The organism is Aquaticitalea lipolytica, assembly GCF_014641635.1.
Taxonomy (GTDB): domain Bacteria; phylum Bacteroidota; class Bacteroidia; order Flavobacteriales; family Flavobacteriaceae; genus Aquaticitalea; species Aquaticitalea lipolytica.
Map to the genome: position 1 here is coordinate 19975 of NZ_BMIC01000002.1, position 17059 is coordinate 37033.

Consider the following 17059-nt stretch of genomic DNA (forward strand, 5'->3'; position numbering starts at 1 on the left):
AGCCACTTCAATAGAAGTGGCTTTTTTAATTTCAGAAACTAAATTATATTTTTAATTCAGTAAATAGCTCAACAAGTTTTGGGTCTGATGGTCTTGGTGCATCAGCACTAACGATATTACCATTTGGATCAATCAAAATAAATCTTGGAATTCCTTCAATTCCATAATCAGTTACAAATTTAGATTTCCAATTATTATCAGCAAAAAGTTGTATACCACCTAATTGCATTTCTTTAACCATTTCTACCCAAGTACTATGGTCATTTGCAACATCAATAGAAGTACTTACAAACTCAATGTTCTTGCCATGGTATTGCTTTTCTATCTCTTTTAAGAAAGGGATTTCACGCTTACAAGGTCCACACCAAGTAGCCCAAACATCTACATAAACATATTTCCCTTTTAAATCAGACAGAGAAGTTTCTCCACCTTTATGGTTTTCATAGTTTGTAAACTGTGGCGAAGGCATTCCTTTAACTAAAGCTTTTCCTTTATTATAAGTAGTACTTAATTCTGTTTTAAACTTTTCATCAGTTGAATTAGCCGATAAAAATTCATAAATACTTTTCATATTAGGATTTGCAGGAGATACCATAAATTTTCCCAAATATGATACAACATCATTTTTAAGAGCAGGTATTTTAATCTCACTTACACTTTTTAAATCTTCTCCTGATGCATTGTTATAGTCATCACCCAACTTGTCAAATAAGGTATTCATAGTATAACTATATGCAAGTTGTTTGTAAGAACTAGAATTTTTATATGCAGTTGCATCATCATAAGACATATTTTTCAATGCTTCTGGTAAAAAACTATCAGATACTTTAAAAGCTTCATTTTTTGTGTAATATGCATGAGCTTGCTCGTACGAATTTAATGACATGTAAGTATCGTACTCTAAGTTTTTTAATTCTGATGTTATAAAATCCTCATCAGCATCTTTTAAATTATTTAAAGCAGTTTTATTACTGTTAAATATTTCATCCAATTTGTTTTTAAATGCAGCTTCATCTAAAGAATAAAACACTGGACTTTCACCCATCATTGTTTCATTGTTCATGTATTTTGAAGCTAGGTAATTATTTTCAACCGAGCCAACTCCAGTATATTTAACAGATTCATCAAACATTAGAGTATTTAAAGTAAGACTCAATGCATCACCATTTTTCAGATATATACTAGAGCTTTCTCGTCCAACACTAAAGGAATAAAATCCTGCTTCTGTAAATCTTAAAGTATCAGCAAAAGTACCATCATTGTTTATGCTAATTTCTTTTTCAAATTCAAAACCTTTAACAGTCAATTTATCAGCGTTAGCGTTTTCTATTTTACCAGAAAATAATGCATAATCTACTTTTGGTTCTTGTTTACATCCAACAATTGATATTGCTAGTAGAAGTATTAATAATTGTTTCATTGTTAAATTTTAATTGTTTCTCAAAAATAACAGTTTGTCAGTACAAAGCTCCAATTTTTATTAATTATTAACATTTGTTGCATAATATATATGTAATGTTGAATTTTGAAAAACTAAATTTTTAAAATGTCAAATATCCATTATATATCATCTGAAATACTTGAGTTAACAACTATAAATGATATTATTTTTCAAAATAAAAAGTTACAATTATCTGAATCTTCAATTGAAAAGATAACAAATTGTAGAAATTATCTTGATGCAAAAATGCAAAGTCAGGATGATCCCATTTATGGGATTAATACTGGTTTCGGATCATTATATAATGTAAAAATATCTAAAGACAAATTAACTCAACTTCAAGAAAATTTAGTAATGTCTCATGCTTGTGGCATTGGAGATACAGTGCCCAATGAAATTGTAAAACTTATGTTACTGCTAAAAGTGCAGTCATTAAGTTATGGTCATAGCGGAGTACAATTATCAACAGTATTAAGACTAATCGATTTTTATAATAACGATATTTTACCAGTTGTTTATACACAAGGATCATTAGGAGCTTCTGGAGATTTAGCGCCTTTAGCACATTTATCATTACCATTATTAGGTAAAGGCGAAGTATTTTATAAAAACAAGGTAGTATCTTCAGAAGTAATATTAGAGAAATTTAAGTGGGAACCTTTACAGTTGAAATCAAAAGAAGGTTTAGCATTATTAAATGGCACTCAATTTATGAGTGCTTATGGTGTTTTTCTGATTTTAAAATCATACAAACTCTCATATTTTGCAGATTTAATAGGAAGTATTTCATTAGATGCTTTTGATGGCAGAATAGAACCATTTGACGAATTAGTACATTTAGTACGTTCTCATAAAGGGCAATTAAAAACAGCTGAAAGATTCAGGGAGTTTTTAGAAGGTAGTGAGCTTATTAAACAAGCAAAGCAACATGTACAAGATCCATATTCATTTAGATGTATCCCACAAGTTCATGGAGCAACAAAGGATACCTTAGAATTTGTTTATAAAACTTTTAAAACCGAAATTAATTCGGTTACAGACAACCCAAATATATTTATTGGAGAAGATAAAATTATATCTGGAGGAAATTTTCATGGACAACCACTAGCTTTAGCATTAGATTATCTTAAAATAGCAATGGCTGAACTTGGTAATATTTCTGAACGCAGAATTTTTCAACTTGTTTCAGGGTTACGAGGGTTACCAACTTTTTTAGTAGATAATCCAGGCTTAAACTCAGGTTTTATGATTCCTCAATATACTGCTGCAAGTATTGTAAGTGCAAACAAACAATTAGCAACACCAGCCAGTATTGATTCTATTGTTTCATCAAATGGGCAAGAAGACCATGTGAGTATGGGAGCTAATGCCGCAACCCAAGCTTTAAGTCTTATTAATAATGTAGAGAAAATTTTAGCAATTGAATTATTTAACGCTTCTCAAGCCTTACATTTTAGAAAGCCAAAAGTATCTTCACCATTGTTAGAATCATTCTTAAACGCTTATAGACAAGAAGTTAAATTCGTAACTGAAGATAAAATATTACATAATTTAATTATCGCTTCAATACACTTTATCGATGATTTTAGCATTGAAAACGAGATACTTTTCGATTAAAAGCAAAAAAAAAAGCCTAAGTGGATTTTACATAAAAAAAAGTTAAAATTATTTGGTGTTAACTGTATTAAAGTCTATTTTTGAATTAATTAGGTGTAATTCTATTTACATCATATAAGCAAAATTTAAGGCTGATTACCATATATTTTGCTTCTTACCAAAAATTGTTTGATAGCACAACAATTGATTATTAGCACATTTATTATTTTTTGAATATTTAATATTCAAGCAACAAATTGCCCACAATGTTTTAATTGTATTATGGCTATTTGTTATGGTCCCAAACCTGCACATACATAACACCAGCTTATGTTTATGTGGCAACTTATATAGTTGTCAAATAAATGTTAAGATAATTTTAATTTAAACCAAATGTTATGTTTATGAGCAATTTTACCCGAAGTGGTGGACGAGCCAAATTTTGGCAGTCTGCGACTAATTTATCGTGTTGTAGCATTGATTCTCTTACAAAGCAATTTAAAAGCATAAAGGCATTAGCTTTTATTGCTCTTTTCTTGTTTAGTATGGGCTCTATGCTTGGACAATCAACGGAAAGAACAGTGTTCTTTAACCGATGTTTTAATGACATCCCACCTGCACCTTTTACATTAGAAGAGGTTGCTGGTCTTTTTCAAAATGATTGTGAGGCAGGTACCTTAACAGTAGATCTAGAGGAAAATATTTCTGGAGATGACTGTGATTGGACTGCAACATATACTTATTTTGTTAAGTGTGATGGTGTTGAAATCAATGATTTAAAACTTATTTATTATGGAGGAGATAGAACTGCTCCAGCTTTGATTGATGGATTTCCTGAAGATCAAAGTAATCTCAATTTATGTTTTAATGAAATTCCAGCAGGTCCAACTGAAGCAGAAATAGCTGCATATTATGCAGATAACTGTGGTGGAGCAGTTACTGTTATTAAATCAGGACAACCAACAGGTGATAACTGTGATTGGAGTGTGATTTACACTTATGAGATTTATGATGAATGTGGAAATAGAGCTGAAGATGCAAAAATAGAATATAGCGGAGGAGATACTGAAGCTCCTGAGCTTGTTAAGGATGCTGAAATTCCAACTGGTGACCTTAACATGAACACGTGTTTTGCTAATAAAGCTCAAGGTCCAACAGAAGAAGAAATTGCTGCTTTGTTTGAAGACAATTGTAGCAGTGTAATTACTGTTACTAAAACAGAATATTCTAAAGGAACCGATTGCAAATGGATGGCAATATATGATTACACAATTCAAGACGAATGTGGTAATTTTGCTACACCAATAAAAATAACTTACCAAGGTGGTGATACTGAAGCTCCAGTTCTTGCTGGTGTTCCAGATGACATAACGGTAAGTTGTATTGATGAAATTCCTGATCCTGCTGATGTTACAGCTACAGACAACTGTACTGAAGATTTAGGAAAAATAGATTTATTAGAAGACGATAGTAATTTAGGTATTGCTTGTTCAGGAGGTACTTTAATTAGAACTTGGACAGCTACAGATGACTGCGGTTATTCAACTTCAGCAACTCAAGTTATTACCGTATTACCAGCACCTCCAGCTGAATTTGATACTCCACAAGATTTCACAATCGATTGTGGAGCTGTTGCAAATTTTCAAGCACCAACATTATATTATAGTAATGGTGTAGAAGGTGGAGCATGTGCAATTTATGGTGAAGCTCAAGGAACTTACACTCCATTTGAAGGAAGTTGTGGTTCTTTTGAAGTTTACTATACTTTTATGGATGAATGCGAAAGAGAAATCAATGCTAGCTTAACTGTTACAGTTGAAGATAATACTGCTCCAGAAATTACTCCTGGTTCAGATATGACTGTTGAATGTGATGGTGCTGGTAATGCTGCTCAATTATCGGCTTGGTTAGCTAACAATGGTGGAGCTACAGCTACAGATAATTGTGGAAATGTAACTTGGTCAAATAACTTTACTAGTCTATCAGACTTATGTGGTGCTACAGGCTCTGCAACAGTAGAGTTTACAGCTACTGATGATTGTGGAAACGATTCAAAAACTACTGCTACATTTACAATAGAAGACACTACTAATCCAGATATCACTCAAGCTTCAAATATGACAGTAGAGTGTGATGGAGAAGGTAATGCTGAACAATTAGCGGCTTGGTTAGCTAACAATGGAGGAGCAACTGCTTCAGATACTTGTGGCGATGTAACTTGGTCTTATAGTTGTGGTGGAGCTCAAGGTGAACCAGAGTATGTAGGTTCATTCCTTACTAACAGTGGTCCAAATTGGACAACTAATCCTCCAGTTTACTCTGCACAAGAAGCAGCAGCTTTACTATATGGAGGAAATGCATCTGATTACGTAACGTCAACAGATCCAAATTCTATTAATAATTTAGCTTGGGTGTCTACATGGGGAGGTCCATGTGCTCAACATAGCCAAGATTATAAGTTAGATGAAGGTAACCCAGGTTACAATGACCCAGATCCAGGAGTTGGATTAGCGGCATCTGCTTATGTTCAAGATCATTGCTATGAAGCAAGCCATATCAATTATGTATGGAGAGTTAATGGTGGAAATGGACTTTGTGAGTTAAGTGACTTATGTGGAGCAACAGGAGCATTAACTGTAGAATTTACAGCGACTGATTCTTGTGGTAACCATTCTAAAACTACTGCAACTTTTACAGTAGAAGATACAACAGATCCAACTATCACAGAGGCGTCAGATATGACTGTTAATTGTGATGGTCAAGGTAATACACAACAATTAAATGCATGGTTAGCAAATAATGGAGGAGCTACTGCTTCTGATGACTGTTCTGATATTGTATGGTCTAATAACTTTGAAGGTCTTTCAGATTTATGTGGTGCTACAGGTGCTGCGACAGTAGAATTTACTGCAACAGATGAATGTGGTAATGAGTCTAAAACTACTGCTACGTTCACAATTCAAGATATTAATAGTCCTCCAATTACAAATGAGGCTCAAGATATGACTGTTGATTGTGATGGTGAAGGTAATGTTGAAGAATTACAAGCATGGTTAAACTCTAATGGCGGAGCTACGGCTTATGATTTATGCTCTGAAGTAACTTGGTCAAATAATTTTGATGGTTTATCAGATTTATGTGGAGCAACTGGTTCAGCTACAGTATTATTTACGGTTACTGATGCTTGTGGATTAAGTTCTTCAACAGAAGCTACATTTACAATACAAGATGTTACTGACCCGACTATTACTCCTGCTTCAGATATGACTGTGGAATGTGATGGTGAAGGTAATACAGCAGCTTTACAAGCTTGGTTAACTAACAATGGTGGAGCAACAGCTTCAGACGATTGTTCAGATGTAGTTTGGTCAAATAATTTTGATGGTTTATCAGATTTATGTGGAGCAACTGGTGCTGCAACAGTAGAATTTACTGCTACTGACGATTGTGGTAACGAATCTAAAACAACAGCTACTTTTACTATAGAAGATACTACTAACCCGTCTATAGATAATGCAGCTGAAGATATGACTGTAGAATGTGATGGTGCTGGTAATGTAGCACAGTTAGAGGCTTGGTTAGCTAGCAATGGTGGAGCTTTGGCTTCTGATGGTTGTTCTGATGTTACTTGGTCTAATGACTTTGATAGTTTGTCAGATTTATGTGGTATGACTGGTTCAGCTTTAGTAGTATTTACTGCTTCTGATGACTGTGGTAACGCATCTAAAACATCTGCAACATTTACAATAGAAGATACTACTAACCCAGACATAACTCCTGCTTCAGATATGACAGTAGAGTGTGATGGTGATGGTAATACAGCAGCTTTACAGGCTTGGTTAGCTAACAATGGAGGAGCAACTGCTTCAGATGTTTGCGGGAATGTAACTTGGTCAAATAATTTTGAAGCTCTTTCAGATTTATGTGGAGCTACAGGTGCTGCAACAGTTGAGTTTACAGCTACTGATGATTGCGGAAACGAGTCTAAAACGACTGCTACTTTCACAATAGAAGACACTACTAATCCGGATGTTACGGCAGCTTCAGATATGACGGTTGAGTGCGATGGAGAAGGTAATGCTGAACAATTATCGGCTTGGTTAGCTAACAATGGTGGAGCAACTGCTTCAGATACTTGTGGCGATGTAACATGGTCTCATAATTATTGTGTTGGAAATAATGGTGAAGGTTCACTTCAAACATTTATAGAAAATTTTGATGGACAATTTGCAGAGCAATTTTTTGTTAATCAAAATACACCAGTAAATAATTATTTCACTTCACCTTATGTGTCATTTACTGCAGGTTCATGGGAGGTATTAGATTTTAGTACATTTAACTGTGCACTATTAACTAATCCAAATGCACTTACTTGGAATACTCAATTAACATCTTCTAATGCTACATTATCATTCTCTTTACCAGCTTCTGGTGTTGAATTTGATATTGCAGATAATACTCAATTAGAAGTAACTGTAAACCATGCTGGTGGATCATCAGTTTATGTTTATAATGGTAATGGTAATGCAGGTAATCATATAGTATTGGCAGAATCTGGAATTACTAGTTTAGATTTTGTTGTACAAAATTTTGGAAATAACTACGGTTGTTTAGATAATTTACAATATTCAGTTGGTGCAGACCAAGGCGATTGTGTTTCTTTATCTGATGAATGTGGTGCTACTGGCTCTGTAACTGTAGAGTTTACAGCTACTGATGCTTGTGGTAATACTTCTAAAACAAATGCTACATTTACTATAGAAGATACAACTAATCCTGAAATTACTCCAGCTGAAGATATGACTGTTGAGTGTGATGGGCAAGGTAATACTGAAGCTTTACAAGCTTGGTTAGCTAACAATGGTGGAGCAACTGCTTCAGACGATTGTTCTGACGTAGTTTGGTCTAATAACTTTGATGCTTTATCAGATTTATGCGGGGCTACAGGTTCAGCAACAGTAGAATTTACTGCTACTGATGACTGTGGTAATGAATCTAAAACGTCAGCTACTTTCACAATTGAAGATACAACAGCTCCTGAGTTCACTTATGTTCCAGAAGACTTGTTGTTAGAGTGTGATGAAACTGCACCAGATGAAAATGCACAAGCAGGAGATACATGTGGCGAAACAACAGTTTCATACACAGATTACTATACTAACACACCATGGGAAGCTTATTCTAATGGAGGTGATGGTACTGTAGACTTCTCTAACTTACCTAACGGTTTCACTGTTGTAGGTTCAGATACAGGTTCTGGAAATGGATACTATACAGTAGGAGCAACAGTAGTTAAAAATGTAACTCTTTCTTTTGATTGGGATTATAATAGTGATTTTGATTCAGCGTCATGGGATAATCTTGTTTATTATGTAAACGGAGCACCTACAACGTTATTAGGATCAGGATCAACTGGAAGTGGAAGCTTTACAATAGATTTAGCTCCAGGTGATTCATTTGCAGTAGGTATTTATACTGTTGACGATCAATTTGGAAATGGTACGGTTGTGATTTCTAACTTATCAATAGTTAATAATCCATTGCCATGCCCATTAACAGATTGCTTTATACGTCAGTTTACTGCAACAGATGCATGTGGAAACACATCAACTGCAAATCAAGTAATAAGATTCCAAGATACTACACCACCAGTTATTGAGCCTATGGCTATGGATATGACTGTAGAGTGTGATGGTCAAGGAAATGTTGAAGCTTTACAAGCATGGTTAGATAGTAACGGAGGAGCTTCTGCAACAGACAACTGTTCAGAAATGACTTGGTCAAATAACTTCGAATCGCTATCAGACTTATGCGGAGCTACAGGAGCTGCAACAGTAGAGTTTACTGTAACAGATGCTTGTGGTAATGAGTCTAAAACATCTGCAACATTTACAATAGAAGATACTACTAATCCTGATATCACTCAAGCTTCAGATATGACAGTAGAGTGTGATGGAGAAGGTAATGCTGAGCAATTAGCGGCTTGGTTAGCTAACAATGGTGGAGCAACTGCTTCAGATACTTGTGGCGATGTAACTTGGTCTTATAGTTGTGGTGGAGCTCAAGGTGAACCAGAGTATGTTGGTTCATTCCTTACTAACAGTGGTCCAAATTGGACAACTAATCCTCCAGTTTACTCTGCACAAGAAGCAGCAGCTTTACTATATGGAGGAAATGCATCAGATTACGTAACGTCAACAGATCCAAATTCTATTAATAATTTAGCTTGGGTATCTACATGGGGAGGTCCATGTGCTCAACATAGCCAAGATTATAAGTTAGATGAAGGTAACCCAGGTTACAATGACCCAGATCCAGGAGTTGGATTAGCGGCATCTGCTTATGTTCAAGATCATTGCTATGAAGCAAGCCATATCAATTATGTATGGAGAGTTAATGGTGGAAATGGACTTTGTGAGTTAAGTGACTTATGTGGAGCAACAGGAGCATTAACTGTAGAATTTACAGCGACTGATTCTTGTGGTAACGAGTCTAAAACTACTGCAACTTTTACAGTAGAAGATACTATAGCACCAACTATTACTGATGCTATGGATGTAACTGTAGAATGTGCTGCTGGTGAAGGCGAAGGTCAGGTTTCTCCTCAAGCTTGGATTAATGAGTTCCATTATGATAATGATGGTGCTGACACAGGTGAATTTGTTGAGGTAGTAGCTAATTATGATGCTAGTGCGTTAACAGTTGAACTTTATAATGGAAGTAACGGACAATCATATGGTACACTTGCTTTAACATTAGCAGGTACTAATGGAAGTTATAACATTTATACAGCTAGTGGAGCATCTCTTCAAAATGGTGCACCAGATGGTGTGGCATTAGTAAGTGGAAGTTCTGTAATTCAGTTCTTAAGTTATGAAGGAAGTTTCGCAGCAACTAACGGACCTGCAAATGGAATGAACTCAACTGACATAGGTATCTCTGAACCAGGTAATACTCCTGTTGGTCAGTCATTACAATTAATTGGTAGTGGTGATGCTTATGCAGACTTTACATGGAGTGGACCATTAGCAAATACGTCAGGAGCAGCTAATACAGGTCAAACATTAGAAGCACCTGCTAATAATGGTGCAATGACTGTTGAAGAATGGTTAGCAAACAATGGTGGAGCTACAGCTTCAGACGATTGTTCAGATGTGACTTGGTCAAATAACTATACAGGCTTATCAGATGGATGTGGTAACACAGGATCTGCAACTGTAGAGTTTACCGCAACAGATGCTTGTGGAAATGAGTCTAAGACTACTGCTACATTTACAATAGTAGATACTACAGATCCAGAAATTACTCCAGCAGAAGATATGACTGTTGAGTGTGATGGTGAAGGTAATGTTGCACAATTACAAGCATGGTTAGATAATCATGGTGGAGCTACAGCTTCAGATACTTGTGGAGATGTAACTTGGTCAAATAACTTTGATGGATTATCAGACTTATGTGGTGCTACAGGTGCTGCTACAGTAGAGTTTACTGCTACTGATGAGTGTGGAAACGAGTCAAAAGTGACTGCTACATTTACAATAGAAGATACTGTTGACCCAGAAATAACTCCAGCGTCAGATATGACTGTTGAGTGTGATGGTGAAGGTAATGTTGCACAATTACAAGCATGGTTAGATAATCATGGTGGAGCTACAGCTTCAGATGATTGTTCTGATGTTACATGGTCTAATAACTTTGTAAGTTTATCAGATGAGTGTGGAGCAACAGGTTCAGCAACAGTTGAATTTACAGCAACAGACGATTGTGGTAATCATTCTAAAGTTACAGCTACATTTACAATTGAAGATACTACGTTACCAGTATTGGTAGGTACAATTCCTCAAGGTCAGTCTAATGTTAATGCTTGTTTTGCAAATATGCCAGCAGGTCCAACAATAGAAGAAATGGCTGCATTGTATGATGATGGTTGTGGTAATGTTGTTGTTACTAAAGTTTCAACACCATTAGGAAACGATTGTAGTTGGGCAGTATTACACAGATACGAGATATCTGATGAGTGTGGTAATATGCTACCTCCAGTGAAAATTTACTATAATGGTTCAGATAAAACTGCTCCTACATTAGTAGAAGGAGCTGTAGTACCTCAAGGTCAATTAGGTATGGAAGCTTGTTATAACGAAATTCCAAATGCTCCTAAAACTGAGGATATTGCATTATTATATACTGATAATTGTGGTGGACCAGTAATTGTAACAGGTACTAGCAATATTACAGGTAATGATTGTGCATGGGAAGCTGTTTATACTTTCACTATTAAAGATTCTTGTAATAACTATGCACCTAACTTAGTAGTTACATATTCTGGTGGAGATACAACACCTCCAGCATTAGTTGGAACAATCCCAATGGGTCAAAACAGTTTAGACTTATGTCTATCTGCAGCACCAGCAGGACCAACTGAAGCTGAAATAGCAGCATTATATACTGATAACTGTGGAGATGTACTAGTTACTAAAACTCCTCAAGTATATGGTGATGACTGTAGCTGGATTAAACTATATGTTTACCAAATTATGGATGGTTGTGGTAACTATGCTGATGAAGTTAAAGTTTACTATAACGGAGGCGATGCTTCTGGACCTGAGTTTAACTTAGAATGTCAATTTGACGAGCTATTGATTAGTGGATGCTCTGCAACTGCAGATATATCATTAAACATTGGTGATGTGATTGATCCATTAACAAGTTGGACTGTATCTGGAACGCAGATAGAACCATTAGGATCTTGTGTATCTGATAATTGTACTGCAACTGAAGATATTATCTTAACGGTTGTTGACAAAATGGTAGATAATAGTGATGCTTGTGAAGCCTACTTATCTATAACTTTTGAAGCTACAGATGCTTGTGGTAATAAATCACCAGAGTTGTTTACATGTACTTATGTTGTACGTGATACAGAAGCTCCAGTGCTTAGCTGTCCAGAAGATCAAGATTTCGGATTTAATCCACAACTTGATGCTGAAGGATTACCTAATGGTTTAGCTGATAAAGCAAACTTTACAGACAACTGTATAGATGATGGAATGACATTGACTTATACTGATGACTTATCATCAACTCCAGGTCAAAGTGAAGATTGTAACGAGGTTACAGACCATACTCTTGTTAGAACATTTACTCAAGAAGATGCTTGCGGAAATGTAGGGGAATGTTCAGTTACCTATACTTGGAGTACAGGTGATGTTGATGTAGAATTATTCTGTGGTGATGTTATTACAGGAAATACTACTACAGGAGAAGTTAATAACATTAGTTGTGATACTTCATTAAACACTGCTAAAGGACTTTGGTATACTATAATGGGTACTGGAGGCGACATAACAGTTAGTACTTGTAGTGCAAACACTACTTACGATACTAAACTTGGTGTCTTTACAGATTGTGGCGAAGTATGTGTAACAGGTAATGATGATGCTGGCTCAACAGTTGGTTGTAATCATTCATACTTGCATTCTACATCTACATTTGCTTCAGTAGAGGGAGTAGAGTATAGAATCTACGTAACTGGTTGGAGTTCAAACGCTGGTACTTTTGAATTATCAGTAGATTGTGCTTGTCCTAATGATTATCCAGAAATTAGTTGTGGTGATGTTGTAAGTGGTAACACAACAACAGGAGCAGTAAACAACATTAGTTGTAATACTTCTTTAAACACTTCTAAAGGATTATGGTATACATTAATTGGTACTGGAGACCCTGTAACAGTTAGTACTTGTAGTGCTAATACAAATTATGATACTAAAGTAGGAGTCTTTACAGATTGTGGAGATGTATGTGTAACAGGAAATGACGATGCTGCTTGTCAACATTCAAGTCTACATTCAACTTCTACATTTAATACTGTGGCAGGACAAGAATACCAAATTTATGTAACTGGATGGAGTTCAAGTCAAGGTGCATTTGACCTAACGGTTAATTGTAATGGTGCTCCAGCGCCAGAAGCTAAAATGGCTGATGAAAAAGCTGAGTTAGACTTTACAGCTTATCCTGTACCATTTGACAATGAGGTATTTATATCTTATACATTTGAATTTGAAACTAACGTAGTTATTGAATTGTATGACACTAAAGGATTATTAATCTTAAGTGCAGAAAACAATAATTACAAAGCAGGATCTAAAGGTAAAACTAGATTTGACCTTTCTAGAACTGCTAATCAAATGTTCTATGTTAAGTTAACTACCAGTCAAGGTACTGTTACTAAGAAAATAGTTTCTTCTTCACCTAATAGAAGACACTAATTGTATAACCTTTAAAAATGAAAAGGCTGCTATGAAAATAGCAGCCTTTTTTTATTTAACTTTTTAAGTTTGTTTTATAACTAAATTATCTGTGATAAAAAATTATAATGATTAATCTAAAACTGATTTTGCCCAAGCTATAGCATCTTCTATAACATCAAATACTTCTAAAGGTTTATTTAAAAAGAGTTTTTCAATTTCAGCATTGCTTTTTGCGGTATAATCTTTAGAAACTATTGCAAAACCAACTAAAGTTTTTATTTTAGAAATGTCAAAATATACAGAAGGATCTACTGAGTAAGAATTAACACGATTAGTTATATATACAAATTTAGAAGACCCATAAAATTCTACAGCAGTTTTTGTAATAATACTGCTTTTATCAAAAGTTACAATTTCTCCTTCATTTATGTAGCTAATAACATAGCCATCAAAAAAATCTAAAGTGCAAAAATCTAATTCTATTCTCATTTCGGGGTTAAATAAGCCTGCGAAATTAGTATAAAATTTGTATTTATAATATTGAAATATAGAAAATCAAACAAGAATTAATTTTGACCAAGCAATAGCCTCTTCTAATGTATTAAAAACTTCAAAAGCTTTATTTAGAAATAATTTTTCAACCTCTACATTACTCTTGGCTTTAAAATCTTTTGACACTACAGCAAAACCAACTAGGTTTTCAATTTTTGAAGTTTCAAAATATATGGCAGGATCTACTGAATATGAGTTTAATCGGTGAGTGATATAGACAAAGTTCTTTTTGACAAAATATGTTTCAGCAATGTTTATTAATATTTGATTATGCCTAGGTAATATGGTTTCACCTTCATTTATTATAACAATCATATAATTATCATAAATATGAACTTCACAAAAATCATATTTTAACCTATCTGTCATATCTAAAGTTACTAATTTGTTACAAGAAAACAAAAAGCTCCTTTAAATTAAGGAGCCTTTAATGTTTTAGTTTAGAGATTAATAATTAAGATTCTGTATGCTTTTCAGATTTTTCAATCTTAATAGTCAGTTCATTTGTTTTGCTATCAAGATCCATAATTATTTTATCTCCTTCATGAATTTGAGAAGTTACAATTTCTTCTGCTAGTGCATCTTCTATATATTTTTGAATTGCTCTTTTTAATGGCCTTGCACCATATTCTTTATCAAAACCTTTATCAGCAATATAATCTTTAGCCTTAGTACTTAACTTAAGTTCATAACCTAAATCCTTAATACGGTCAATAAGCTTAACTAACTCAATATCAATAATTTTATTAATATCCTCTTTTTCAAGAGCATTAAATACCATAACATCATCAATTCTGTTTAAAAACTCTGGTGCAAATGCTTTTTTAAGAGCATTTTCTATAATACTTCTAGAATTATCATCAGCTTGAGCAGATTTAGCAGCAGTGCCAAAGCCTACACCTTGTCCGAAATCTTTCAGTTTACGAGCTCCAATATTAGAAGTCATTATAATAATTGTATTTCTAAAATCTATTTTTCGCCCAAGACTATCTGTTAAAAAACCATCATCTAATACTTGTAATAACATATTAAAAACATCTGGATGTGCTTTTTCAATTTCATCTAATAATAAAACAGCATAAGGTTTGCGTCTAATCTTTTCAGTTAGCTGACCACCTTCTTCATAACCAACATATCCTGGAGGTGCACCAACTAATCTTGAGATTGCAAATTTTTCCATGTACTCGCTCATGTCAATTCTAACTAATGCATCATCACTATCAAATAATTCGCGAGCTAATACTTTGGCTAATTGCGTTTTACCTACTCCTGTTTGCCCTAAAAAGATAAATGACCCAATTGGCTTGTTAGGATCTTTAAGTCCAGCACGATTGCGCTGAATAGCTTTTACGACCTTTGCAACTGCCTCATCTTGCCCAATTACTTTTCCTTTTATAAGTTCTGGCAATTTTGCAAGTTTATTACTTTCGGTTTGAGCAATTTTATTTACAGGAATACCTGTCATCATTGAAACTACATCTGCAACATTATCTTCACTTACAATTTCCTTATGAAGTTTTGTTTCTTCTTCCCATTTTTCTTGAGCTATAGCTAGTTCCTTTTCAAGACGCTTTTCATCATCTCTTAATTTAGCTGCTTCTTCATACTTTTGCTTTTTAACAACCGTATTTTTAGTTTCCTTTACAGCTTCTAATTGCTTTTCTAATTCTAGAATTTGCTTAGGTACATCTATGTTAGTTATATGAACACGAGAACCCGCTTCATCTAAAGCATCAATAGCTTTGTCTGGTAAGAAACGCTCAGTCATATATCTGTTGGTTAATTTTACACAAGCTTCAATTGCTTCATCAGTATACTCAACATTATGATGTTCTTCGTATTTACCTTTAATATTATTTAATATTTGAATTGTTTCTTCAACAGTAGTTGGCTCAACAATTACCTTTTGAAAACGACGCTCTAAGGCTCCATCTTTTTCGATATATTGTCTATACTCATCTAGTGTTGTAGCGCCAATACATTGTATTTCGCCTCTTGCTAATGCTGGTTTAAACATATTAGAAGCATCTAAACTCCCTGTTGCTCCACCTGCGCCAACTATGGTATGAATTTCATCAATAAAGAGAATAATATCATCATTCTTTTCTAATTCATTCATTACAGCTTTCATACGTTCTTCAAACTGTCCACGATATTTTGTACCAGCTACTAAACTTGCTAAATCTAGAGTAACAACACGTTTGTTAAATAAAATACGAGAGACTTTTCGCTTTACAATACGTAAAGCTAAACCTTCAGCAATTGCAGATTTACCAACACCTGGTTCTCCAATTAATAATGGGTTATTCTTTTTACGTCGACTCAAAATTTGAGACACACGTTGTATTTCTTTTTCACGACCTACTACAGGATCTAGTTTTCCTTCTTCAGCCATTACAGTTAAATCTCTTCCAAAATTATCTAAAACTGGTGTTTTAGATTTTTTAGTAGATTTAGAGGCAGATTGACTAAAAGGATTTTGTTTTGAATCGTCTTCATCATTAGTATCGTCATCTGAAAATGACTCAGCTTTCGGCGATTCTATATAATCATCATCACTTGTTATCATAAATTTAAATTGTTCTTTTACGTTATCATAATCCACTTTAAGTTTATTCAACAACTTAGTTGTAGGATCATTTTCATTTCTTAAGATACACAATAATAAATGTGCAGTATTTATTGACGTGCTTTGAAAAAGCTTAGCTTCTAAAAAAGTAGTTTTTAAAGCACGTTCAGCTTGCCTAGTAAGATGTAGGTTCTTTTTTTCGTTAGAAGTAGCCAATAAAGTTGGGTTAGCAGGACTAAGAATTTCAACTTTACGTCTTAAATGATTTAGATCTACTTCTAAAGCACTTAAAATATCAATTGCTTTGCCACTTCCATCACGAAGTAAGCCAAGCATTAAATGTTCGGTACCTATAAAGTCATGACCTAAACGTAAAGCTTCTTCTTTGCTATACGCAATAACGTCTTTAACTCTTGGGGAAAAATTATCATCCATAGTAAATTCCTTTCTGCATTAAAAATAATAAAAACAAGTGTATAAAGACAAAAACTATACCTTAAATGTTTTATAATCGCTAATAGACTAAAAAAACTTCTAAAAATCAAAACATTTAACAGCATACTTATTAAACAAATTCTTGCAAATATTGTTAATAAAAAATTTCAAAAAAGACTAGTTAAAGTCTTTCATCCACTATCAAAATACTTATCTTAG

The 17059-nt window shown here is 34.2% G+C and carries 6 protein-coding genes; 2 read left to right on the forward strand and 4 right to left on the reverse strand.

Annotation, left to right across the window (positions count from 1 at the left end):
* Positions 1 to 43: 43 nt before the first annotated feature.
* The gene (locus tag IEW41_RS07010; RefSeq protein ID WP_188605632.1) at positions 44 to 1420 is read right to left on the reverse strand and encodes a TlpA family protein disulfide reductase; all 1377 of its coding nucleotides are present in this window, start codon (positions 1418 to 1420) and stop codon (positions 44 to 46) included.
* A gap of 126 nt (positions 1421 to 1546) precedes the next feature.
* Here IEW41_RS07010 and hutH point away from each other — a divergent pair, with 126 nt between their 5' ends.
* Both hutH and IEW41_RS07020 read left to right on the forward strand, forming a co-directional pair.
* Positions 1547 to 3058, forward strand: a complete 1512-nt coding sequence (gene hutH / locus IEW41_RS07015; protein ID WP_188605633.1) for a histidine ammonia-lyase — start codon at positions 1547 to 1549, stop codon at positions 3056 to 3058.
* A 383-nt stretch (positions 3059 to 3441) separates the two neighbouring features.
* Positions 3442 to 13302 carry an HYR-like domain-containing protein gene (locus tag IEW41_RS07020; protein ID WP_188605634.1) on the forward strand — a complete coding sequence of 3287 codons (9861 nt, stop codon included), beginning with the start codon at positions 3442 to 3444 and terminating at the stop codon, positions 13300 to 13302.
* A 111-nt stretch (positions 13303 to 13413) separates the two neighbouring features.
* On the opposite strand, the gene IEW41_RS07025 is transcribed toward IEW41_RS07020, so the two are convergent.
* The 3 genes from IEW41_RS07025 to IEW41_RS07035 all read right to left on the reverse strand — a co-directional run bounded on the left by IEW41_RS07025 (position 13414) and on the right by IEW41_RS07035 (position 16840).
* Positions 13414 to 13773, reverse strand: a complete 360-nt coding sequence (locus tag IEW41_RS07025; protein ID WP_188605635.1) for a hypothetical protein — start codon at positions 13771 to 13773, stop codon at positions 13414 to 13416.
* A 66-nt stretch (positions 13774 to 13839) separates the two neighbouring features.
* Positions 13840 to 14205, reverse strand: coding sequence for a hypothetical protein (locus IEW41_RS07030; RefSeq protein ID WP_188605636.1), 366 nt, complete (start codon positions 14203 to 14205; stop codon positions 13840 to 13842).
* A gap of 85 nt (positions 14206 to 14290) precedes the next feature.
* Positions 14291 to 16840 (reverse strand): ATP-dependent Clp protease ATP-binding subunit, encoded by a 2550-nt coding sequence (locus IEW41_RS07035; protein ID WP_188605637.1) that lies wholly within the window; start codon positions 16838 to 16840, stop codon positions 14291 to 14293.
* Positions 16841 to 17059: the final 219 nt, after the last annotated feature.

What these genes read in the sequence shown, in the direction of transcription:
- IEW41_RS07030 (WP_188605636.1), bottom strand. Translation starts at nt 14,205, where the DNA reads ATGACAGATAGGTTAAAATATGATTTTTGTGAAGTTCATATTTATGAT.
- IEW41_RS07020 (WP_188605634.1), top strand. Translation starts at nt 3,442, where the DNA reads ATGAGCAATTTTACCCGAAGTGGTGGACGAGCCAAATTTTGGCAGTCT.
- IEW41_RS07025 (WP_188605635.1), bottom strand. Translation starts at nt 13,773, where the DNA reads ATGAGAATAGAATTAGATTTTTGCACTTTAGATTTTTTTGATGGCTAT.
- IEW41_RS07010 (WP_188605632.1), bottom strand. Translation starts at nt 1,420, where the DNA reads ATGAAACAATTATTAATACTTCTACTAGCAATATCAATTGTTGGATGT.
- IEW41_RS07035 (WP_188605637.1), bottom strand. Translation starts at nt 16,840, where the DNA reads ATGGATGATAATTTTTCCCCAAGAGTTAAAGACGTTATTGCGTATAGC.
- hutH (WP_188605633.1), top strand. Translation starts at nt 1,547, where the DNA reads ATGTCAAATATCCATTATATATCATCTGAAATACTTGAGTTAACAACT.